This window comes from Acinetobacter sp. TR11, from assembly GCF_027105035.1.
Lineage (GTDB): Bacteria > Pseudomonadota > Gammaproteobacteria > Pseudomonadales > Moraxellaceae > Acinetobacter.
Genome location: NZ_CP114256.1, coordinates 3,099,779 through 3,122,492, shown reverse-complemented (window position 1 = coordinate 3,122,492; position 22,714 = coordinate 3,099,779). Strand labels below are relative to the sequence as shown.

Sequence of the window (22,714 nt, the reverse complement as noted above, 5' to 3'; positions counted from 1 at the left end):
TTTTACGACTTTGGTCGACGAGGGAAACGCGATTAAAAAAATTTAAGTTACACTGCTAAAATGACTTTAACTATCGTTATTACTGATTAAAAAAATGGCTCAAAGCCAAAATGATTATAAAAAATCTAAAGGGATTCGTTAGAAATGTATTATTTCATAACAATAGTTGGATTGCTGTTGATTACAGCACTTGTGTTTCGACGCCTACATCCTAATCGGCGTCAAGATAGTCCATTAAAACGCCGTGGTATTCTCAATATTTCTGAGCAAATTACTTTGATGCGTTTACAAGCTGTATTACCTCGTCATACGATTTTGGCGCATGTTTCTTTTGATGCGCTATTAACAACAAAATTTGCGCATACGCGCCGTAAATATCAAGGTTTAGTTGCTGATTTTGTCGTACTCGATCAGCAACACCAAGTGCTTGCAATTATTGAGATTGCAGACGAGTCATATGTGAATCGTCTACATCAAAAGCATTATCAAGACAGCTTATTAGAATTAGCGGGTTATCGAGTATTGCGCTATAGCAGTATTCCAACGGAGCAGGAGTTACGTGAGAACTTAGTTCCTGATCTATTTGAACCGATCATGCCTGTTTCAATTACAGCAACCACAATGCCGCAAACGGAACGGGTTATGAAATATAATGTTCTAGCAGCAAAATCATCTTAATTGATTATGGACGTACTGCTGTTACGGTCATTTCGACTAAAACATCTGGTGTATACAGTTTAGATTCTACGCAGGTACGTGCTGGGGGATGACTTTCAGCAATCCATGCATCCCAAACCGCATTCATTGCTGCATAATCTTGTTCAATGTCTTTTAGAAAAATAAGGACAGATAAAATATTTGTTTTGTCTGTACCTGCTTCTGCGAGTAAACGATCGATATTATCTAAAGTTTGTTGTGTCTGTGCAGTAACATCGGTACTGGTATCATCTGCCAGTTGACCTGCCAAATGAACTAAATTTCCTGAAATTGCGACTTCGCAATAACGTGAAGTGACATGCAGTCTTTGCACAGTCATAAAGAATTACCTAATTAAAATGGATAACTAGAATTGTACTTGATGACATTTTGTCGCTGTGTAATTTTGTTTAAACCAAACTCAATAAGTTTCTATTTCCATTAAATTACGCTGTTGAAAAAACAAAATACAATGTTGTTGTGGACAAATAATCATATTACCGAGGTTAAGAAATTGGATTTTGGCTTGGCGTAGCCGATTTAGACAAGTTGCGATAGAACTGTGCATTGGGCAGAGTTGTTTTATTTGGCTTAATGCTGAATAAGTAGTTTGGTACATCATTTTATTCCTATCAATATGATTCAGTGCTTGGGCGAGATGAGAATTTCGCCCAATTCGATTTATATGGTTTGTTGTTCTGATTGATACCAATTGACATGACGAGTAATAAACATGACGCAGGCGATAAGAATGAAGGAAAGAATAGAACCAAATAAAAAGGTTTTACCGCTAGATTGCAGAAGTAGATACATCATGCCGTATAGCGTACTCAGCAAAAGACCAAATAGTAATGCTGCTTTATAACCTTGAACAACAAAGTACAAATACCATGTAATTAAACTGATACAGGCAATTGCAGCGACTAGATAAGCCCATGCAAACGCATAATATTCACTGATTGAAAGTAATAATACAAAGAACACGCCTTGAGCCATAGCGACTAACGCATATTGGATAGGGTGAATTTTAAGGCTTTTTAAAACCTCGAATAAGAAGAAGCACCCAAAGGTAATAATAATGATCATGATGCCATATTTAATCGCGCGATCAGTTTGGGTATAGATATTTACAGGTTCTATAAATTGAGTAGAAATCCCTGAAACATTGGTTGTAGATGTATCTTTAGCAGCATAGGCAGCATCTACAGCACTGACAGGGTAGCTTTGATTGTTTAGAAGTTGATAAAAGCACTGGCTGTTTTCACACATGGAAATGCTGTCTAAATTACGTTTGCCTAAAGCGATATTCTTCCAGTTCGCTTGAAATTGTTGTTTTTTACGGGGCTTTTGAAACGGCAAACTTTGTCCATCATATTTGACATCGCCCCAGTTACCTGCGGCTTGATAGGTCATTTCATTACTAGTGGGAAGAAATGTAAATTTATTCAGTCCTTCTAGCTTGAATTGCAGATTGAATTTAAACCCTTGTTGAAATTTTTGGACTAACTCAGGATATTGTTTTGCTGTGATATGCATCAGATCAAAGCCTTGTTGACCTTGGCTTTGTTCAGCAAAGTCGAATTTATAGGCTTTACCATCAATATTAAACATGGGTTTGGCATTTAACCCACGTGCATCCTGTATCGGGAAAATAATTTCAGCCTGATCCCAGAGATAGTTGCGTTGAGATTCATTGCCGACCGCTTTAAATACTCCCTTACCAGACATCGTATTTTGATAGCTGATGGCTTTATAAATATTACGCTTGTAAGTGCTGTCTGATACGTCAAATTGTGCTGTCCAGTCTGCTGTTTCTGCTCCTAAAGTAACAAAAACGGTTTGAGTACAATCATAAGTCTTCTTTTCTTCATTGGTACATTTGGTTTGCATTTGATAAGGAAGTTTTAAATAAGGTGCAATGACTTGCTGTGGTCGGATTTGTTCATTGGCAATATCTTTGATGACTTGTTGTTGATAGCTTTGGCGTTCAGTCACCAAGTTGGAAATAAAGAAAAGACCAATATAAAAGACCAAAATCAGAAACAGAATTGCTCCTATTTTGAGGTTAATAAAATTACGGCGCATGGTGGAATCCATTGTCATTGTGATATGACAAGTATCCTGAATTGAGATGCGCTTCGGATGAGTTCCGCTTGAAGCTTATGTGAAGTTTGTATGAAGTGTCAGTGTGACCAGTACGCCAGAACTATGATTTCCTAAGAAATCGAGAGTATTTTTTGAGATATTTTGAATGCTAATTTTGCCTTGATGTTGCTGAATAATTTGCTGCACGATGCTAAGACCAATTCCTGTACTTCGTTGTTGATTATGCGGGCGTGGCAGCGAAAAATAAGTCTCAAAAACACGCTTTAAGGCGTATTCAGGAATCGCTTCAGCTTCATTAAATAAGGAAATTTCAATACTGTTCGTAACGCTATGTTCTTTCACTTGAACTGCAATCAAGCCTTGTTCAGGGCAGAAATCTCTCGCATTATCCAATAGATTGTTGAGGGCTTGCTTTAGCCAAAATGGATCAGCATAGATTGAGCAATGCTCAGGAAGGTCAAGTTGCACCTGTATTTTTTTACGCTGTAATGCGCTTTGTTGTTGCTGAAAACATTGTTGAATCAGCGTGCTTAGATCGAGCATTTGAAATTCTAAAACATGCTGATTTTTTTCGAGCCGCGTCAGTAATAGCATGCGTTCGATTAATGATTGTAGACGCTGACCTTGTTGCACAATATGTGTTGCAAACTGCTGTTGATCTTCTAAAGGTAGATCATCCTGTAATAATTCTGCACTGGCTTGAATGGCAGTCAGTGGGCTTTTTAGCTCATGAGTGAGTGTATTGACATAGTTTTCGACGTAAGCACGATCTTCCAGTTTTTCTCGCATGTCACTGAGGGCTTGTGTCACTTGATTCAGTTCTTTGGCTGAATAGAAAAACGGTGCTTGATTCACAGGCGCGAGCGCTTGGGCATAGCGTCGTACTCGGTCGATACTATGTTTGAGCCAATAAGCCACCATACTGGCAAGTAATAAGCTGAGCGCTGCAATCCATAAGGCTTGATGAATGAGTTGTTGTTCGGCACGTTCAATATAAGGTTGTACGGATTGATTTGGTTTCCCGATACTCACCACACCGAGCAATTGTTGTTTATAGATAATGGGTGCAGCAATGTGCATGACGCTGCTACTTCGATCATTAGGATCGGTTGCAGTAGAGCGTGCGCCGTATTTGCCACGTAGCGTTAGGTAAACATCATTCCATTTAGAATAATCTTGCCCAACAGCTTGTCCTTCGGAATCGTAGATGACAATCCCCTGTTGATTGGTAATATATAGTTGTTGGTTAATTTCATCTTTTTTATGTTGCCAAATCGTCGCATCAAGTTGACGTGATAAAGCAGCTTGAATCTTCTGATCGAACTCAGGGGTATTGACCTGTTGTTGATGTACATCTTCGGCAATCAGTTGCGCAATAATATTGGCATTTTCAGCCAGTGTATCTTCAACCACTTGTCGTACATTGGGTTTGACTTGTTGGGTCAGGGTATAGGCAATAAAGCTGAGACTCAGTACCACCACCAAGCTAAAGAAAAACCAAATGCGAATAAAGATGGACATTTAAGCGGTTTCTTTCTGCGAAGGAATGGATAATAGACTGTAAAATGTAAAGAAGCTTATGCCAAAGAATGATCCAACAAAAAAGAGAAAAAATCCCATAAAGTAAATAAAAGCAATGCTATAAAAGCAGAATGAAATCTTGTTAAAGATGCGTGTTGGACAAAATAAAAAGAATACCGCTAAAAATAGAATGATTGACCAATTTAGAGAAAAGTTTGGGTAATATACAAAACGTCCAATATTACTAGAAATTGGATAATAACGTTCATGTGAATTTGTTAAATATTCTCTTAAACAAAAGCCTAAAAAAACAATATGAAAAAGTAAAAATGTGATTAAAGCTAGCTTCTTGTCATGTTGCCATAGAGTGAATAAATTTGATGGGTTTTGAATTATAGTTTTATTCATTTGCTAATCCATAATTAATTATTTTTTAAACTATACCCAAACCCTCGATGTGTCCGAATCGGATCATCGGGGGTAATCTGTTTAAGCTTTTGCCTTAAACTTTTGATATGTGTATCTACCGTCCGTTCTAAACTATGCTCAGGATGTTCCCAAATATGATCCATGAGTTGCTGACGACTAAACACTTGTTCTGGATGCTGAATGAGTAAAAACAACAAACGATATTCATATCGTGTCAGTTGCAGCATTTGCCCATGATATTGAATTTGTAGAGATTGTGGATTACACATCCAAGTGGCAGAGTGTAGCGTAATTTCTGTTTGAATGATTGGTGGTTGTGGTGGAATATTTTGCGTTTGTACTTCCATTCTGCGCCATATTGCTTTAATTCTTGCCACAATTTCTCGTGCGCTAAAAGGCTTAGTACAATAATCATCAGCCCCGATTTCTAAACCGACCACACGATCAATTTCATCATCACGCGCGGTTAAAAATAATAAAGGTGTTTGATATTTTTGACGCAGTTGTTTGCAGACTTCAAAACCATTGAGATCAGGTAAACCCACATCTAAAATAATAAAATCAAAAGTCTGTTGCGCAAGTAATTCGAGTGCTTGCGTTCCTGTACTTGCCCAACTGACACTCCAACCTTCACGTTCAAGCGCATAACGTAGTGGCAACACAATTGCGGCTTCGTCTTCAATACAGAGAATTTGTTTTTGATTCATAATGATCAGTAATCAATATTTTCTAATTTTATGTTGTTAGTTTAACTGAAGTCAGGAAAGAGGAAAGCCGTATTCAGAATTTTTATAAAAGACAAATAAGAAAAGGACACCTGAAGTGCCCTGTAATATTCGGATTTGATCGTCACGCCAACCACAGGAGCAAATGCTAAAAGCGAGGATTTCTTTAGCAAGGGCAAGCAACAAGGATAAAGTTACTGCGCCGCTTAGAGTACTGAAAACCGAATAAAAAGCAAACATAAATTTTAGTCTGAATCGTGCTTTTGTGTAAAAAAACGACACTACCATAAAGAAAGCTGTGATTCTTGCTGCAAGGGTTGTAATTGATAGACGCCTACGCCGACTAAACGGAATTGAAACGTAGGGTCAATATGCATTTCATTGAGCAATTGCAAAACCACTTGTGCTAAGTCTTGTTCAGATTGTAATGCCTGCTTGAAGCTTTTACTGTGCTGTAAGACCTGAAAATTTTTTAATTTTAGTTTGACGCTCACACCGCGAGCCGTGAGTTGTTTCTTATTCAAACTTCGCCATACTTGTTCAGCTAGGGGCTGCCATGTGTGACGACATTGCTCAAGTGTGTAATCATCGTCAAAGGTAATCTCTTTTGAAATTTGTTGGCGTTCTCGCTCTGCTTTGACGGGACGATGATCAATCCCTTGAGCATATAAATATAGTTGTTTGCCGTATTTTCCAAAATGATGAATCAGGACATTTTCTTCGATCTTTTGTAGATCACCGAGCGTATGTAAATTCAACTGATTCAATTTTTCGTGTGTGACTTTACCGACTCCTGGAATTTTATTGAGGGCTAAATCCTGAATAAAATTGAGTACCTGATGGGGCTTAATCACAAATAAACCGTTGGGTTTGTTCCAATCAGAGGCAATCTTTGCCAAAAATTTATTGGGTGCTACACCAGCGGATGCAGTGAGTCCTGTCACCGCAAAAATATCAGCGCGAATTTCTGCCGCGACTTCAGTCGCACTAGGAATATTCTTTAAATTTTCAGTGACATCCAAATAAGCTTCATCTAAAGATAAGGGCTCAATCAGGGGGGTATATTGTTGGAAAATTTGATGAATTTGTGCTGAGACTTCACGATATTTTTCAAAATTAGGCTCAATCACCATAACTTGTGGGCAGAGCTTTTTAGCTTGCCCCATCGACATGGCAGAGCGTAGACCAAAGACACGAGCGGGGTACGATGCTGCTGCAATCACCGCACGCGGATGATGAGATGAAATCACCACAGGTAAGCCGTTGAGATCAGGGCGTTCTCTGAGTTCAACCGATGCATAAAAGGCATCCATATCAATATGGATGATTTTGCGCAGCTCATTTGGCATCTACGATGCCTTGTTGTTTTAAAAAGATTCGCCACTGTTTTGGCGATTCTGCATAGACATTCAGATCGACAGGTTTGGGAATCCCATCTATCTTTCCACTTTGGCTATGCTGCCAAAATAGCCATTGTCGTCCATCTTTGAGTTCAGGTTTACCCTCATAATCTCTCACCCATAACGGGGTATTGCTAAAACTACCCATGAGTACAATGTGATAAAAAGTCTTAGAAATATAAAAGATAGGTTGTTTGCCATAATGTTTATGGAGTTGATCATTCATGATCTGAATTTCTTTGAGTAACTGTTCTTTGGTATAGGTATTAATGCAATTACTGTCATATTCAAGATCAATCACAGGCGGTAAGGCATCTGCTTTCTTTGGCACAGTAGCGATAAAATTTTCAGCCTGAACGGTGCCATCACGGCAGAGACGGTAGAAGTGATACGCACCGACATGTAAACCTCTTTCACGTGCTTTAAGCCAGTTTTGCTGAAAGTTACGATCCTTAAAATCACCGCCTTCAGTGGCTTTGAGATACACGAATTGATATTGCATCGGAGAGATTTTTTTCCAGTTAATCTCACCTTGATGATGTGAAACATCAAATCCACGGATTGAATAATCTTGTGCTACGGCTTTTTGTTGATAGAACACACCGAAATAACTCACAAGCCCAAGCATCACTGTTAAAGCAATACTAGTCAGTGCTGGATAATACTGAGAGAGTGGATACTTTGGTATTTTCTTTGCCATAATGAGGTTTTGTACTATGCAATATCGAGTTGAGTGCTAGATTTACAGTATGGATCATACATTGATTGTACTCGGTTTAGCTTTTAGATTGATCATCTGATGGCTCAATTGTTCCACAAATTTACATGATGTATTGAGAGTAATCCTAGACATTCTGTTATGGAGACTCATCCGTAGTTTCTTTCGGGATCTGCCAAAAGATGATTGCAGTAATGATGTTCATACAACCCAGTGTAATCAAGGTGGCATGGAAAGCGGTCGTGATTGATGTTGTTGGAAAATGCTGACTGAATAGATTAATCAATGTGCCTGCCATTGCGACACCAATACTCATAGACAGCATCATAATCATTGATAAAAAGCTATTACCACTACTTGCATCGTGTTGTGGCAAATCTTTCAGAGTCAGGGTATTCATGCCCACAAATTGTAGTGAGTTCAACGTACCAAAGAGAAACAGATGCAAGACTTTCAGCCAAAGTGGCGTTATTGCGGTCATTAACGAGAAACTGGCGATACACAGTCCGACTAAAACGGTATTGGTGAGTAGAAAACGACGATACCCCACACGTTGAATCAATGGGCGAATAATGGGCTTGGAAAATAATGAACCGAGTACCATCGGAATCATCATCAATCCTGTAACGAACGGTTCGAAGCCAAAAGCAACTTGCAGCATGAGGGGTAAAATAAACGGAATTGCGTTGCTGCCTAAACGCGCAAAGAAATTACCTAATACACCGATCGAGAAGATTTTGTAACGGAATAGACGCCCATGAAATAGCGCAATTTGATGGGTATGCGCATGATAGGCATAGCTAACTGTGGCAATTATACCAATCAACAATAAGCTGATACTCACAAGATTTGAATATTGTGATGCAGCAATATTTTCAATCCCTAAAGACAGCCCCACCATTGCCACCATGAGTAAAATAAAACCGCTTAAATCGAATGCTTTGACCGTTGGCTCTTTCTGATTCGGCATGATTTTCAATGTCATGATCATACCAAGAATACCCATCGGAAGATTAATCAGAAAAATCCAATGCCATGTGGCCACCTCAACCAACCAGCCTCCTAAAGTAGGGCCCATCAGTGGGCCAATGAGACCCGCAAGACTCATGAGACTCATGGCTGAAAGAAATTGGGAGCGTGGAATTAGCTTTAATAAAGCCAAACGGCCTACAGGCATCAGCAATGCACCACCGATGCCTTGAATCACACGGAAAAACAGGAGTTGTTCTAGATTTTGAGACAAGCCGCATCCTAATGATGCCAAGCTGAAAATCACCATAGAGCTGAGATAAATATTACGAATCCCAAAACGATCGGCTAACCAGCCACTCAAGGGAATACAGGCTGCAACAGATAATACATAAGCGACAATTACGCTGTGCATTTGTAATGGATTTTCATGAAGCTGAACAGCCATGGCTGGTATTGCCGTGTTGACGATGGTGGTGTCTAGGGCTTGCATAAAAAAGCCAATCGAAACCAATATGACCAACCATCGAAATTCGGGCTGTACAGCTTGGTGTGTTGTCGTTGTCATGAGTTCTGACACATAAGAAATCGGTTCTAGTTTAATGCAACCCTATTGGAAATAAAGACCAAAATTGTCAAAGAGTGGTCATGGAACTGACATTAAAGTGTCATTGAGTTCAAAGATTAGAGTACTTCGTTATATTGATGTGCACCGAGATAAATTCGTTTTTCAATTGCTGTAGTTAAGAAAGGATTGCTATTTTGAATGCACACTTTTAATGACTATAAAATCTTGTTTAATGATCTCGATTGCACGCTTTACGATTGCTGCACTCCTTGCTTGAAGTCCAACCACGCGGCTTAGACTGAGTCCAGATAAAATGTATTTTTGCCCATAACTAAAACATCATCAAATGATGATGTCATATGGAAAGGCTTCCGTTTATTTGTTATTGTATGAAATAGAACAAGATACAGGATAACCATCATTAAAATGACTTGCATCTAAATTAAAAAGATAACCATAGCGGATAATATGCTGAGCCGTTGCGGAAGAACTATTTTTTCCATATTTATTAATTCTACTTGCCAACTCATTAATCACAGTCGGTACACGGTGATCTATATTTCGCCAAACATCTTTGCAGGCATTAAAAGCATCAGTTTTTGATTGTTCATAACTTTGATTATCTCGTATTTCAACAAGAAAATTACTCCAATTTTCTGAGTCTATATTTCTCGTAATTTTAATACTATACCAGTTCTCATAGGTCTTAAATTTACTATCAGAAGGGATATGCTTAGATAAAAGTCTTAGCTCTGTCGCATTGCTGTTATAGCTTGCTTGCGCATTTGGAAAACTGCTAATGACAACTTGAAGGAAATCAAGCTGGGCTGGTGGGTCAGATTTAGCATGGTGCTTTTTTACATAAGGAATGATGGTGGCTTTTGATGGCTCAACACTAGGCTCATCTTGTTTATTACAAGCTGCTAATAATATCACGCTTAATAATAATAGTTTTTTCATTTTATCCTTCAAATAACCAGAGTATGGTATTTAACAATACTAGTTACGAATAAAATTGGGGGTTAGGACGTGAAAGAGGGTTGTTACGGAGTCATTTAAGCAAATCGAGGATAAAGTATCATGCCGATGATTGAAGCGATACTCCGTCTCTTTAAGATGCAAATAAAACATCTTCTTGTCAATTCCATTAAACTTGCTGAGCCATTTTTTCGCATAGCCCGAAAAGGATTCTATACCGTTAATATGACGTTCTCTACAGGCAAATTCAATGCCACTGTGATTTACTTTGAAGCTGTCAAAGATCCATAAAAATTAGTCGTGGCTAATAAGTTAGGTGGTTCAACCACAGTTTGCCCAGTCAATACACAATAGGCGGACATTAAAGAGAGCGGATCAGACTGATCCGTTTCAACAAAATTTAGAGTTAAATCACAAATTGTTTTGGTGTTTTTAGGTTTTGAATAACGTTGAAAATTTCATCTAGACTTTGACAAATAATCACTTTGGCACGATGTTGCGGAGGTAAAAAACCTTCTTCTACCGCATGATCCAGTTGTGCAATCAGTGCATCATAGAAATGATTAACGTTATAAATGATGATCGGTTTTTGATGCTGATTGAGTTGTCCCCAAGTCGCTATTTCTAAAATCTCTTCAAAAGTACCTAAACCACCAGGTAAAGCAATAAAAGCACTGGCACGTTCAGCCATTAAAGCTTTACGCTCATGCATGGTTTGGACGACATGCAACTCCGTTAATTTATTGTGCGCAATTTCGTAGTCCAACATAAATTCAGGAATCACACCGACAACTTCACCGCTATGTTCCAATACAGTATCTGCAACTTGTCCCATTAAACCAATACTGGCACCGCCATAGACAATTCCAAAACCTTGATTTGCGATATGTTGAGCAAGTTCGATGGCTTTATCTCGATAAATGGGTTTGTTGCCTGTACGAGAACCGCAATATAAAGCAATCAGAGATTGAGTGGTTTTTCTGGGAGTAGAAGAAATGGTTTTTTTATCTGTCATTCTAAATACGCTATTCATTTGGTTTATTTTCACCTTATCATTTTCATTGTGCTTGTCTAGGCTAAATGACTTTTATGACAGTTTAATGCACACTTTACATACAATGTGCTTTTACAAACTTTAGAAAGAATTTGAAAACATCATCCACATAAAATAGATGAATTTCGATGAAATCTTGCCTATACTGAAAATCCTTTTATTAATTTATGTCCCTCTATGAGTAGTGGTTGTTGTCGCTCCGCTTTGATCTTATTTCCTAAAAAAAATGTTTTGGCTGTTTGTGCCGATCTTTTAAATGTTCAATTTAATAACGATATTGCTGATTTTGCAGAGGAGTCATTTTAATGATGTTCGAATGGATGTCTGACCCTTCTGCATGGGTAGGTTTAGCAACGTTAGTGGTACTAGAAATTGTACTGGGTATTGATAACCTTGTTTTTATTGCAATTTTAGCAGAAAAGCTCCCGCCAGAACAACGTGATACTGCTCGTAGAGTCGGCTTGATTCTCGCTTTATTAATGCGTTTGGGATTACTCGCTGCCATTGCATGGGTGGTAACGCTGACTGAACCATTATTTTATGTGTTCGATCATGCTTTCTCTGGACGAGACCTGATTCTATTATTCGGTGGTGTGTTCTTATTATTTAAGGGAACCATGGAGCTGCATGAGCGAATTGAGGGTCATCAAACGCATAAAGAAGAAAATCCTGTACATGCGACTTTCTGGATGGTTATTGTTCAGATTGTCGTTTTGGATGCAGTTTTCTCTTTAGATAGTGTGATTACTGCGGTTGGTATGGTGAAGCACCAAAGTGTCATGATGCTCGCCATGATTATTGCTGTAGGTATTATGCTGTTGGCAGCAAAACCTCTCATGGACTTCGTCAATAAGCATCCAACAGTGGTCATTCTGTGTCTTGGCTTCTTGATGATGATTGGTTTCTCATTGGTGGTTGAAGGCTTTGGTTTCCATATTCCGAAAGGCTACTTATACGCTGCGATTGGTTTCTCTGTATTAGTTGAAATGGTCAACCAGACCATGCGTCGTAATCAAGAGAAATTAGTCACGACGACAGATCTACGTTACCGTACCGCATCAGCAGTATTGCGTATGCTTGGAAACAAAGGTAATGGCAGTTCAGAAGGGCAAAATAAAGAAGTGGGTGATGTTCTCGCAACTCAAGCCTATGCCAACGAAGTGTTTGATGAAGACAACGGTGTTTACCACAGTGTACTCGTACAAGGGGTTTTAGGATTATCTGAACGACCTGTAAAGTCGGTAATGACACCACGTCCTGAATTAGAATGGTTAGACCTAGACGCTGATCCAGCAGAATTGAAAGAACGTTTAATGGCAATGACCCATTCGCGGTTGATTATTGCGCGTGGTGAGTTAGATAATATTGAAGGTATTGTATTAACTCATAAAGTACTCAATGAATACATTGAAACTGGATCAATTGATTTCAGCAAACACCTACGTGAACCCGTTATTGTGCATGAAAATGCGCAAGTCTTGATGGTGATGGAACAATTACGTCAAGCACCATTGCAGTTGGCAATTGTACTGAATGAATATGGTTCAATTGAAGGAATTGCCACACCGATTGATGTGTTAGAAGCTATCGCAGGTGAATTCCCTGACGAAGATGAATTGGAAGCTGTGGCTGCCAGTTTGGATGATGGTTCAATGTTATTAGAAGGTTCAACTGACATTCGCCATGTATCACTGTTATTAGGTAAAGATCTGGTTGATGAAAGTGAAGAGTATTCAACTTTATCTGGTTATGTGTTATTCCATTTAGGTCGTTTACCTGAAAATGGGGAAATGGTCGAAGCTGATGGCTATCGCTTTGAAGTTGTTACAATGGATGGGCACAAGATTGAAAAAGTGCGTATTATTGCCAAAGAAAAGTTAGCCGATAAATAATTAAGTTTATTTTAAATAGCCTCTGAGTTTTACGATCGTGATTGCGGTCGTTTTGCTCAAGGCTATTTTTATTTGAGTATTGAAATGACATCGACAGACAATTGCCCATGTGGAAATGGACTATATGTAACATGCTGCCAGCCTTTGCATTTGAAACAACAATTTGCTCAAAATGCAGAGCAATTAATGCGTTCGCGTTACAGTGCTTTTGCTTTACAACAGATTGATTATATTTTGCAAACCACCGCTTTGGGGCAGCAAGCTGCTTTGGATCGAGATGCAATTGCAGATTGGAGTCAATCCAATCAGTGGCTAAAATTAGAAGTCGTGCAGCACCAGCCAAAACTAGATAAAACCCATGCCTTGGTAGAGTTCAAAGCGCATTACTGTGATAAAAATCAGGGTGACAAACAGGCGCATATTCATCATGAAATTTCACATTTTGTTTTGCATCAACAACACTGGTACTTTCTTGATCCAACCTTGGATATGCAAATCACCATGAAACAGTCCTGTATTTGTGGTTCAGGGAAAAAATTTAAACAATGTTGTGCACAATTCATCTAAGTTTACCTTAAAATAGCGCACACTTTGATGCCTGATTTAGGGATGTCGGCAGATGTTACTCACCGTGATTTATATTATAGCCATTACTGCGGAAGCGATGACAGGGGCGTTATCAGCAGGTCGCCGTAGTATGGATTGGTTCGGTGTGACACTGATTGCCTGTGTAACAGCATTGGGTGGTGGTTCAGTTCGAGATGTTTTATTAGGACATTATCCTTTAACTTGGGTGAAGCATCCTGAGTATTTGGTTCTGACGTGTTGTGCTGCATTTGTCACGATTATTATTGCCAAATGGATGAAACATTTACGTAGCGTGTTTCTATTGCTTGATGCTATGGGCTTAATTGGTTTTACCATCATCGGCTGTCAAATTGCATTGTCGATGGGTCATGGTTTTGTAGTTTCTGCGGTGGCAGGCGTGTTAACAGGGGTATCGGGCGGTATTTTGCGTGATATTTTGTGTAACGATGTGCCTTTAGTGTTCCGCCGTGAGTTGTACGCTAGTATTTCTTTTGTTGCAGTGATCTGTTATTGGGTCTGTTTAGAGATTGGATTGCAGCACGATCTTACCGTGATTTTCACCTTAGTATTTGGTTTTACTTTACGTGTAATTGCCATTTATTTTGGTTTGGAAATGCCGAAATTTATTTATAAAGAAGATGATGCGGAATCTGCTTCTTCAACAGATGAGCATTGAGACTAAAATGGATAGAGAGAAAATTGAGCAAATAAGAAAAGAACTCTCTATTCCACTTACATATGCGATAAAGCTTTTAAAAGAAAACCAAAATGATGTACCTGCCGCAATAATTAATTTCCATAAAGATAATATTGAAAAATTGGTTGAGATGACCCAATGCGAACCAATACTTGCGCAAACACAATATCAGGCATTTGCTTGTAACCTTGAAAAGGCATTAAGCAGGATTCATTCCATACAACGTGAACCAAGTACAGTGATTTTTACAACAGGTGTGAATAAACAAAAGATCAGTGGTGAGATTGGAATTTTTGTTTGGAAAGAGCCTAAACCGATAGATCAAAGAGAACAACGAGCATTTATTCCTTTAGATGATTTTAAGCATTTATTGGATATATTTAATGGTGTATTCCCTTTAGAAAATCCAATTTATACTGAAGATCAAAGTTTCGATATTTGTGGACATAACTTTATTGATTGTCTGAATTGTCAAATTATTATTAAAAAAATCAAAGAAATTGAGACTTATGATCAACCTCTCAAAAATTTTTTGCAAGAGGTTATAACTTGGTTAGAGCAACAATTAAAAGATGCTGAATATTTGGTCTTTTATGGAAACTTATAATTTACAATGATTTTGATAAGAAGGTTTTATGTACGAAAGAAGAATTTTTATTTTATTGCTGATTATTTATGCAAATACCAATTATAGATTTAAATTCGATTTTTTTAATATTCTACATGATGTGAGTCTCTTTGGTGTGATTATGGGGCTAATGCTCCTATTCAAAGAAGAAACTCAAGAACATCGAAAACTGTATATACCTTTTGCAATCTGTACATTTTTTCTAATCATAACGAATCTGGTTTTAAAATAATCTTGTTAAGACACCATTTGACGTTTAAACAACAACAAGCACTTGTCACAATGCTTTCATCCACATAGCATACAAAACATTGACGATAACAATGATTTTGGATGACTTGCTGAAATGACCAGCCTTGCACATCATGCAACCGAAAACCGCTCCGTAGCCGAATTCACAGAACAAGCTTACTTAAATTATGCCATGTACGTGATTATGGATCGTGCACTGCCGCATATCAGCGATGGTTTAAAACCTGTACAACGTCGTATTGTCTATGCAATGAGTGAGCTGGGCTTAAAATCCACTGGTAAGCCCAAGAAATCAGCACGTACTGTTGGTGATGTACTCGGTAAATATCATCCGCATGGTGACTTAGCCTGTTATGAAGCGATGGTGTTAATGGCACAGCCATTCAGCTACCGTTATCCATTGATTGAAGGTCAAGGCAACTGGGGTTCACCTGATGACCCTAAGTCATTTGCTGCAATGCGTTATACCGAAGCCAAACTGTCTGCTTATAGTGAATTATTACTGAGCGAACTTGGACAGGGTACTAGTGAATGGCAAGATAACTTTGATGGTTCGATGAAAGAACCGATTACTTTGCCTGCACGTATTCCCAATATTCTACTGAACGGTACTACGGGTATTGCGGTAGGGATGGCAACCGATATTCCACCGCATAACTTACGTGAAGTGGTCAAAGGCACGATTGCACTGATTCGAAATCCTGAAACCACTGATGAAAAATTAGCAGAATATATTCCAGCCCCCGATTTACCGACCAAAGCTGAAATCATTACACCACCAGAAGAATTACTAAAAATCCAAACCACAGGGCGTGGTAGCTATCGTGCGCGTGCAGTGTATACGGTCGAAAAAAATGAGATTGTGATTACTGAACTACCTTATCAAGTTTCAGGTTCAAAAGTCGTCACGCAAATTGCGGATCAGATGATTGCGAAAAAGTTACCTTTGGTGGCAGATATTCGTGATGAATCAGATCATAAAAATCCAACACGCTTAGTCATTGTATTACGTTCTAATCGTGTAGATGCTGAAACTGTGATGAGCCATTTATTTGCAACCACTGATTTAGAATCAAGCTATCGTGTCAATCTAAACATGATTGGTGCAGATGGTCGTCCGCAAGTCAAATCGATTCGCCGTATTTTGTTGGAATGGATTGAGATCCGTAAGCAAACCGTAACGCGCCGTTTGCAATACCATTTAACTAAAATCGAAAAGCGTTTGCACATTTTGGCAGGTCTTTTAATTGCTTATTTAGATATTGATACTGTAATTCGGATTATTCGTGAAGAAGATCAGCCAAAACCTGTTTTGATACAGCACTTTGCGATAGATGATATTCAGGCTGAAGCGATTTTGGAGCTCAAGCTTCGTCATTTGGCTAAACTTGAAGAAATGGAAATCCGCCGTGAACAAGAAGAACTGGAAGCAAAAGCTGCCATTATTCGCGAGCAACTTGCAAATCCTGAATCATTGAAGAATTTAATTATTGGTGAGTTAAAAGAAGACGCGAAAAAGTTTGGCGATGATCGCCGTTCACCGATTGTTACTCGTGCAGATGCGGTACAAATCAAAGAACAAGATTTAATGCCTGCGGAAACGGTAACTGTGGTCTTATCAGAAGCAGGTTGGGTGAGAGCTGCCAAAGGTGGTGATGTTGATGCAGCAAATCTAAATTTCCGTGCAGGTGATCAATATTTGAGTCATGCAGTCGGAAAAACCAATCAACGTGTCTACTTTTTAGATGAAACAGGGCGGAGTTATGCGCTGCCGATTAGTAGTCTCCCTTCTGCACGTGGCTTAGGCGAGCCATTGAGTTCGAAACTTGCACCAGCTAGCGGCGTGTCATTTATTCAAGTATTTGTTGATGAAGACAGTAATGAGTTACTTGCTGTCAGTTCAAATGGATATGGATTTAAAACGCAAGCGGCGCAGTTAGATACGAATGCTAAAGCAGGTAAAGCCTTTTTGACAGTCGCAGATCAGGCAACAGCTTTACCTTTATTGCCAATTCAACAAGCCACACATGTTGCAATCCTGAGTTCATCAGGGCGGTTATTGATTATTGATTTAGCTGAATTACCGATTCTAAATAAAGGAAAAGGTAACAAGTTGATACAACTTGATGAAAAAGAGCAAATTTTATCCATGACAACACTTAGTTTAGATGAAATAATCCAAGTCGCTGCAGGACAACAACACCTTAAACTGAAAGGGGATGATCTCCAAAAATATATAGGAAAAAGAGCAACAAAGGGGCAACTTTTACCACGGGGATATCAAAAAGCAAATAGACTCCTCATTCAGAGATAAGGCTAGTATTCTGTGATAAAAATACGTTATATATGACAAGGTATTCATATTATTTGAATAGATTGACAGGGCAATTTCAAAAGTTAAAAAAAAGTTTTGTCATGGAAAGTAACGTCGTTACATTTTTAAGGATTACTACTCGGAGATAATGGCATTATGGAAAAGATTTGGTTTGCAGAATACCAAAAGACAGGAATTCCAGAAACAGTTGCGCTGCCTGCTGAAAACACCTCACTTGTTGATATTTTTGAACGCAATTTCCAAAAATTTGGTTCACGTGATGCCTTTATCTTCATGGATAAAGTTTTAACGTACAATGAATTAGAAGTCGCTAGTCGTAAGTTTGCGACTTATTTACAAGGCCTTGGTTTGGCTAAAGGGACACGCGTTGCGGTGATGATGCCGAACGTATTTCAATATCCAGTAGTTGCTCTCGGCGTATTCCGTGCAGGCTTAGTATTGGTCAATGTAAACCCACTTTATACTTCACGTGAGCTTGAGCATCAGTTAAATGACTCAGGTGCAGAAGCTCTTGTAATCATCGAAAACTTTGCTAGTGTTTATCAAAGTATTATTGGTAAAACACCAGTGAAGCATGTTGTGGTTGCTTCTGTCGGTGACATGCTCGGTACACTGAAAGGTACAATTGTAAACTTCGTTTTACGCAAAGTACGTAAACAAATTCCAGCATGGAGCATCCCTGGCCATGTGAAGTTCAATACTGCGTTGAACAAGGTGAGCCCAAGCAACTACAAACGTCCAAGCCTGACTTTAAGTGACACGGCTGTACTGCAATATACGGGCGGTACGACAGGTGTTTCTAAAGGTGCTGAACTGACGCACCGTAACCTTGTGTCAAACCTTTTGCAATGTGAAGCCATCTTCTCAAGCAAGTTTGGTGAAGGTGATGGTTCAAAAGATGAGCGTATCGTCTGTGCGTTACCGCTTTATCACATCTTTGCATTCATGGTGTGCGCGCTTTACGGTATGTATAAAGGTCAAGCGAATATCTTGATTCCGAACCCACGTGACCTACCAGCAGTCGTTGGCGAATTGCGTAAATACCAACCTTCTTTCTTCCCAGCAGTAAACACCTTGTTTAATGCCTTAGTGAACAACGAAGAATTCAAACAGCTTGACCATAGCAAATTGAAGATGGCAATGGGTGGTGGTATGGCGGTATTGCCATCGACTGCTGAAGCGTGGAAAAAAGTAACAGGCACCATCATCATTGAAGGTTATGGCTTGTCTGAGACTTCACCAGTTGCAACAGCAAACCCTCCTGCAACGACTGAGTTTAGCGGCACGATTGGTATCCCATTACCATTGACTGAAGTTGCTTTACTTGATGATGATGGTAACGAAGTGGCATTTGGTGAGCAGGGTGAAATTTCGATTCGTGGCCCACAGGTAATGAAAGGCTACTGGAATCGTCCTGATGAAACTGAGAAAGTCATGACCAAAGACGGTTTCTTCCGTACGGGTGATGTTGGTGTCATGGATTCACGCGGTTATTTCAAAATTGTAGACCGTAAAAAAGATATGATCTTGGTTTCAGGCTTTAACGTTTACCCGAGTGAAATTGAAGAAGTGATTGCGAAGCATCCAAAAGTATTGGAAGTTGCTGCGATTGGTGTGCCAGATGAAAAATCAGGTGAAGTGCCTAAATTATTCATCGTGAAAAAAGATCCTTCATTAACAACTGAAGAAATTATTGCTTATGCAAAACAAAACTTAACAGGCTATAAATGCCCACGTTATGTTGAGTTTATGGATGATCTACCAAAATCGAACGTAGGTAAGATCTTACGTAAAGATTTACGTAAACCAGCTTAAGAATCCCACTTAGCCTCCGTTTAAAATAAGGGAGCTATTGGAAATAAAAAAACGCCACAATTGTGGCGTTTTTTTTATTTGGGCTTATTGAGTATTATTTGATTTCATCAACCAACGATCAATATAAGGCCGTCCAATACCGACAATGCCGACAAATACAAGCATGGTCGCAAGTTGAAAACGTAACCGAATTGGGTCAATTCCATTAAAGCTGAAGTAATTGTCCGCAAAAACGTAGAGAACAACTATCGTTAGCCAATACCAAAGTGTGAGCCTTTTAATTCCAACCGCATAAAATGCAAGTGTGAGAATCGCGAAAGTCCCCAAAGTTGATTGCCAATTGAGGTTTGCACAAATCACGCTGAGTAGAAATGCGATGATGGGCAACACTACTTTGAGAACGCGGTCAACTAAAAGCTGATGCTGTCGTTGTTGAGCAAGAACATCAAACAATTTGTTTTGATCTTGAGCTGGCATAACATGACCTTGAGATTGAATCAAAGAAAACTACTTTTAAAACTAGCAGAATATATAAAAGCAGTGCTTGTTGAACAAGCACAAATGAAAGTTTGATAAATTATAAGTTATGATAGCATGATCACAAGAACTTCAAATGATGGATATCAGCATGCAAGGTATTAGCGGCATTATATTGATTCTTATCGTTGCGTGTTTATTGCCATATGTTTTTACCTTAATTGCAAAAGCAAAAGGTGGCTTCCAAGCAAAGGATAATCAGAATCCGCGTGATTTTTTGGCGAAAACGACAGGTCTAGCTGCAAGAGCCAATGCAGTACAACAGAATAGTTTTGAAAGTTTACCCTTATTTATCGCTGCAATTTTAATGGCTGAATATATGGTTGTGCCTGAGAAATTTATTCTGAGCTTAGGCTGGGCGTATATTATATTTCGCATTATTTATGGCATCTGTTATTTAGCGAATCTAGCTACTTTACGTTCGATTATTTGGTTTTTTTCAATATTTTGTCCAATTTTACTGTTTGTGATTACGATTAAACTGACCTAAATCGATGTTGAGTATAAAATTCATTAACGCTCAGCATATCTAGCATCATTTTTATAGTATTCACGCTATAATCTGTCGGATTTACATCTAAGTTCACAAGATAAACGAGTGTTGATATGAGTTATAGCAATATTCCTGCGGGTAAAGACGCACCAAATGACATCTATGTCATCATTGAGATTCCTGCAAATGCAGCGCCAATCAAATACGAAATCGATAAAGATTCTGATGCGTTATTTGTAGACCGTTTTATGGGTACAGCAATGTTCTACCCAGCTAACTATGGTTATGTACCAAATACATTATCTGAAGATGGCGACCCATTAGACGTACTTGTTGTAACTCCACATCCTGTTGCTGCGGGTTCAGTCATCCGTTGCCGCCCAGTGGGTAAATTAAAAATGGAAGATGATGGTGGTATCGATGCGAAACTCATCGCAGTTCCACATGAGAAGTTATCTCCTCTCTATAAAGATGTGAAAGAATATACAGATCTTCCACCTTTATTGATTAGCCAAGTTGAGCACTTCTTTGCTCACTATAAAGATTTAGAGCCTGGTAAATGGGTAAAAATCAGTGGTTGGGAAGGTGCTGACGTTGCGAAAGCTGAAGTATTAAAAGCAATCGAAGCTGCTAAGAAGTAATTTTCTGAATAGATTCAGCTAGATTTTATGATTTAAAGTCTAGCTGATAAAAAAACCTCCATTCAATTGAATGGAGGTTTTTTTATGACTTAAATAAAGCTGTGAATTAGAAGAATTTCACAGGAATATCAAGCCAAATACGCCATTCGTTGGTTGAGCCAATGACATTGCTGACATATTGACCAGAAACATTATTATAGGTATCACTTGAACGTAAGTAAGAATAGCGAACACGTAGGCTTGCATCTTTCAATGTACCTGTTTGAACTGTATATTTGACTTGGTTAAAGAGCTCATGTTCTTCGGCTTGGTCAATGATTTTTGAGCGATCTGTTATTTTAGCGATATCAATATCCCAACCATAAACAAATGCAGTTGTCCAGTTTAGACCAGGTAAACCGTGATTTTTAAAGTTGTAGTTATATTGTAGCCCGACAGATTTTTCATCATTACCATTAAAGTCACCTAAATAGGAATTAGGGACATAGATACTTTGTAAACCATCAGCATTATAGCCATAGTCATATCCAGTATTACCTGTGTTATCTTGATAAGAAAGCATGACATTATGTACATCTTTGCCATAGCCCACTGAAACAGCCCAAATCGAGTTTTTACGGTTTGCTAGATCATCTGTGGTATGTGAATCAGTGAGCGCATCTTTATCCCATTTTGTATGATAACCCATGGCATCAAGTGTTAAGGTACTCTTGTCTTTTAAGCCTTGGGTAAAGTTTACATTAGCATAATGACGTTCTAACTTATCTTGAACATCTAAGCCATAATACGATGAATTGAGTTGATCATTAAATTTATATTTAGCACCCCAAACTACTGCACGATCAAGCCCTTGACCTGTCACATCTTTATCGGTACTAATTTGGTTTGACATTTGGTTTTTTGTGAATTTACCTGCAACCACATTTAGATTTGGAATTTCATTACTTTCAATGAAAACACCTGTGTAATACTCAGGCACTAAACGGGCTTGATTACTTGCCATGACAGGAAGTGTTGACACCTGTGTACCATAAGTCACGGTTGTGTTGGAAATACGTGCTTTCACATTGGCACCACCACGAGCCCAATGATCATAAGCAAATCCACGATCATCTACAGGAATCATTTGATTACCTGTATTCTTATTCGCACCAAGCTTGAAAGATGCATCACCTACTACGCCAACACCAAAGCCAACAACACCCTTTGTAAAGCCTGATTGAAGATCAAAAATGGCAGTTTGCGCTGTTGAGCTTGTATCATTTGTTAAACCGTCTTTTTTATCACGATTTAAAAAGCCTGTGCGGAACAATACTGAACCATTTGCATCTTCAACAAAACCTTTTGCTTCGCTTTGTTCGCTTGCGTATGTTGAGGAGATCAATGCGGCATTAATCAAAACCGCTAATGTTAGTTTTTTTGCCTTTGGCATAGGTAGCCTCATAATAAATAAGATCAATTTCGGTCAGAATCGAAATTTTGACCAATTGTATAAGTTATGCATAAAAAAGATAGATTTTTATTAAAATATTTTAATTAAATTTACACAAAAATAGGATAAGATTTTTTGTTTTTATTCTTGTATAAAAAATAGATAAATTAAACTTAAATAATTATTTTTTATATAAAAAATATAATATAATTCCTGTAATTAAAATTGATTATTTTTTGA

Annotated in this window: 22 protein-coding genes and 1 pseudogene; 9 read left to right on the top strand and 14 right to left on the bottom strand. The window is 38.5% G+C overall.

Features of this window, described 5'->3' with window-relative positions; genetic code table 11:
• Positions 1-144 precede the first annotated feature (144 nt).
• A complete protein-coding gene (locus O1450_RS15140; protein WP_005218803.1) occupies positions 145-678 on the top strand; it encodes a DUF2726 domain-containing protein in 534 nt (177 codons plus the stop codon).
• A gap of 4 nt (positions 679-682) precedes the next feature.
• Here the strand turns inward: O1450_RS15140 and O1450_RS15135 are convergent, their stop codons facing one another.
• The 12 genes and pseudogenes from O1450_RS15135 to O1450_RS15080 form a co-directional block, all read right to left on the bottom strand.
• A complete protein-coding gene (locus O1450_RS15135; protein WP_269229081.1) occupies positions 683-1,036 on the bottom strand; it encodes a RidA family protein in 354 nt (117 codons plus the stop codon).
• Positions 1,037-1,117: 81 nt separating this feature from the next.
• Complete coding sequence (locus O1450_RS15130) at positions 1,118-1,315, bottom strand: hypothetical protein (RefSeq protein WP_034600758.1); 198 nt, start codon at positions 1,313-1,315, stop codon at positions 1,118-1,120.
• 62 nt (positions 1,316-1,377) lie between these two features.
• Positions 1,378-2,781 (bottom strand): cell envelope integrity protein CreD, encoded by a 1,404-nt coding sequence (creD, locus tag O1450_RS15125; protein ID WP_269229080.1) that lies wholly within the window; start codon positions 2,779-2,781, stop codon positions 1,378-1,380.
• A 75-nt stretch (positions 2,782-2,856) separates the two neighbouring features.
• Positions 2,857-4,284, bottom strand: coding sequence for a two-component system sensor histidine kinase CreC (gene creC, locus O1450_RS15120; protein WP_269230483.1), 1,428 nt, complete (start codon positions 4,282-4,284; stop codon positions 2,857-2,859).
• Positions 4,285-4,323: 39 nt separating this feature from the next.
• The gene (locus O1450_RS15115) at positions 4,324-4,731 is read right to left on the bottom strand and encodes a hypothetical protein (protein ID WP_269229079.1); all 408 of its coding nucleotides are present in this window, start codon (positions 4,729-4,731) and stop codon (positions 4,324-4,326) included.
• Between the two features lie 14 nt (positions 4,732-4,745).
• On the bottom strand, positions 4,746-5,462 hold the full coding sequence (creB, locus tag O1450_RS15110) for a two-component system response regulator CreB (RefSeq protein WP_269230482.1): 717 nt from the start codon (positions 5,460-5,462) through the stop codon (positions 4,746-4,748).
• A 296-nt stretch (positions 5,463-5,758) separates the two neighbouring features.
• Complete coding sequence (gene dinB, locus O1450_RS15105; RefSeq protein ID WP_269230481.1) at positions 5,759-6,814, bottom strand: DNA polymerase IV; 1,056 nt, start codon at positions 6,812-6,814, stop codon at positions 5,759-5,761.
• A gap of 1 nt (position 6,815) precedes the next feature.
• Positions 6,816-7,577, bottom strand: a complete 762-nt coding sequence (locus tag O1450_RS15100; protein WP_269229078.1) for a glycoside hydrolase family 25 protein — start codon at positions 7,575-7,577, stop codon at positions 6,816-6,818.
• A gap of 157 nt (positions 7,578-7,734) precedes the next feature.
• Complete coding sequence (gene mdtD, locus O1450_RS15095; protein ID WP_269229077.1) at positions 7,735-9,132, bottom strand: multidrug transporter subunit MdtD; 1,398 nt, start codon at positions 9,130-9,132, stop codon at positions 7,735-7,737.
• 375 nt (positions 9,133-9,507) lie between these two features.
• Complete coding sequence (locus O1450_RS15090) at positions 9,508-10,092, bottom strand: hypothetical protein (RefSeq protein WP_269229076.1); 585 nt, start codon at positions 10,090-10,092, stop codon at positions 9,508-9,510.
• 43 nt (positions 10,093-10,135) lie between these two features.
• Positions 10,136-10,371 (bottom strand): annotated as a pseudogene (locus tag O1450_RS15085) (hypothetical protein); the annotation flags it as partial.
• A 145-nt stretch (positions 10,372-10,516) separates the two neighbouring features.
• Entirely contained in the window at positions 10,517-11,143 is a 627-nt protein-coding gene (locus O1450_RS15080; RefSeq protein ID WP_269229075.1) for a TIGR00730 family Rossman fold protein, read from the bottom strand.
• Between the two features lie 326 nt (positions 11,144-11,469).
• Between O1450_RS15080 and O1450_RS15075 the strand changes: the two genes are divergently transcribed.
• From O1450_RS15075 to O1450_RS15050, 6 genes are all read left to right on the top strand, one after another.
• Positions 11,470-13,056, top strand: coding sequence for a TerC family protein (locus O1450_RS15075; protein ID WP_269229074.1), 1,587 nt, complete (start codon positions 11,470-11,472; stop codon positions 13,054-13,056).
• Positions 13,057-13,140: 84 nt separating this feature from the next.
• Positions 13,141-13,623, top strand: coding sequence for a YchJ family protein (locus tag O1450_RS15070; protein WP_269229073.1), 483 nt, complete (start codon positions 13,141-13,143; stop codon positions 13,621-13,623).
• A gap of 52 nt (positions 13,624-13,675) precedes the next feature.
• Positions 13,676-14,320 carry a trimeric intracellular cation channel family protein gene (locus tag O1450_RS15065; RefSeq protein WP_087545102.1) on the top strand — a complete coding sequence of 215 codons (645 nt, stop codon included), beginning with the start codon at positions 13,676-13,678 and terminating at the stop codon, positions 14,318-14,320.
• A gap of 7 nt (positions 14,321-14,327) precedes the next feature.
• Positions 14,328-14,948 carry a hypothetical protein gene (locus tag O1450_RS15060; protein ID WP_269229072.1) on the top strand — a complete coding sequence of 207 codons (621 nt, stop codon included), beginning with the start codon at positions 14,328-14,330 and terminating at the stop codon, positions 14,946-14,948.
• Positions 14,949-15,315: 367 nt separating this feature from the next.
• On the top strand, positions 15,316-17,535 hold the full coding sequence (parC, locus tag O1450_RS15055) for a DNA topoisomerase IV subunit A (RefSeq protein ID WP_269229071.1): 2,220 nt from the start codon (positions 15,316-15,318) through the stop codon (positions 17,533-17,535).
• Between the two features lie 156 nt (positions 17,536-17,691).
• Positions 17,692-19,371, top strand: coding sequence for an AMP-binding protein (locus tag O1450_RS15050; protein WP_269229070.1), 1,680 nt, complete (start codon positions 17,692-17,694; stop codon positions 19,369-19,371).
• An 84-nt stretch (positions 19,372-19,455) separates the two neighbouring features.
• Here O1450_RS15050 and O1450_RS15045 read toward each other — a convergent pair whose 3' ends face one another.
• Positions 19,456-19,848 (bottom strand): hypothetical protein, encoded by a 393-nt coding sequence (locus tag O1450_RS15045; RefSeq protein ID WP_269230480.1) that lies wholly within the window; start codon positions 19,846-19,848, stop codon positions 19,456-19,458.
• Between the two features lie 151 nt (positions 19,849-19,999).
• Between O1450_RS15045 and O1450_RS15040 the strand changes: the two genes are divergently transcribed.
• Together O1450_RS15040 and ppa are read left to right on the top strand one after the other, a co-directional pair.
• Complete coding sequence (locus O1450_RS15040) at positions 20,000-20,398, top strand: MAPEG family protein (RefSeq protein WP_087536524.1); 399 nt, start codon at positions 20,000-20,002, stop codon at positions 20,396-20,398.
• 116 nt (positions 20,399-20,514) lie between these two features.
• Positions 20,515-21,042, top strand: a complete 528-nt coding sequence (gene ppa, locus O1450_RS15035; protein ID WP_046737873.1) for an inorganic diphosphatase — start codon at positions 20,515-20,517, stop codon at positions 21,040-21,042.
• Positions 21,043-21,148: 106 nt separating this feature from the next.
• Here the strand turns inward: ppa and O1450_RS15030 are convergent, their stop codons facing one another.
• A complete protein-coding gene (locus O1450_RS15030; protein WP_269229069.1) occupies positions 21,149-22,474 on the bottom strand; it encodes an OprD family outer membrane porin in 1,326 nt (441 codons plus the stop codon).
• Positions 22,475-22,714: the final 240 nt, after the last annotated feature.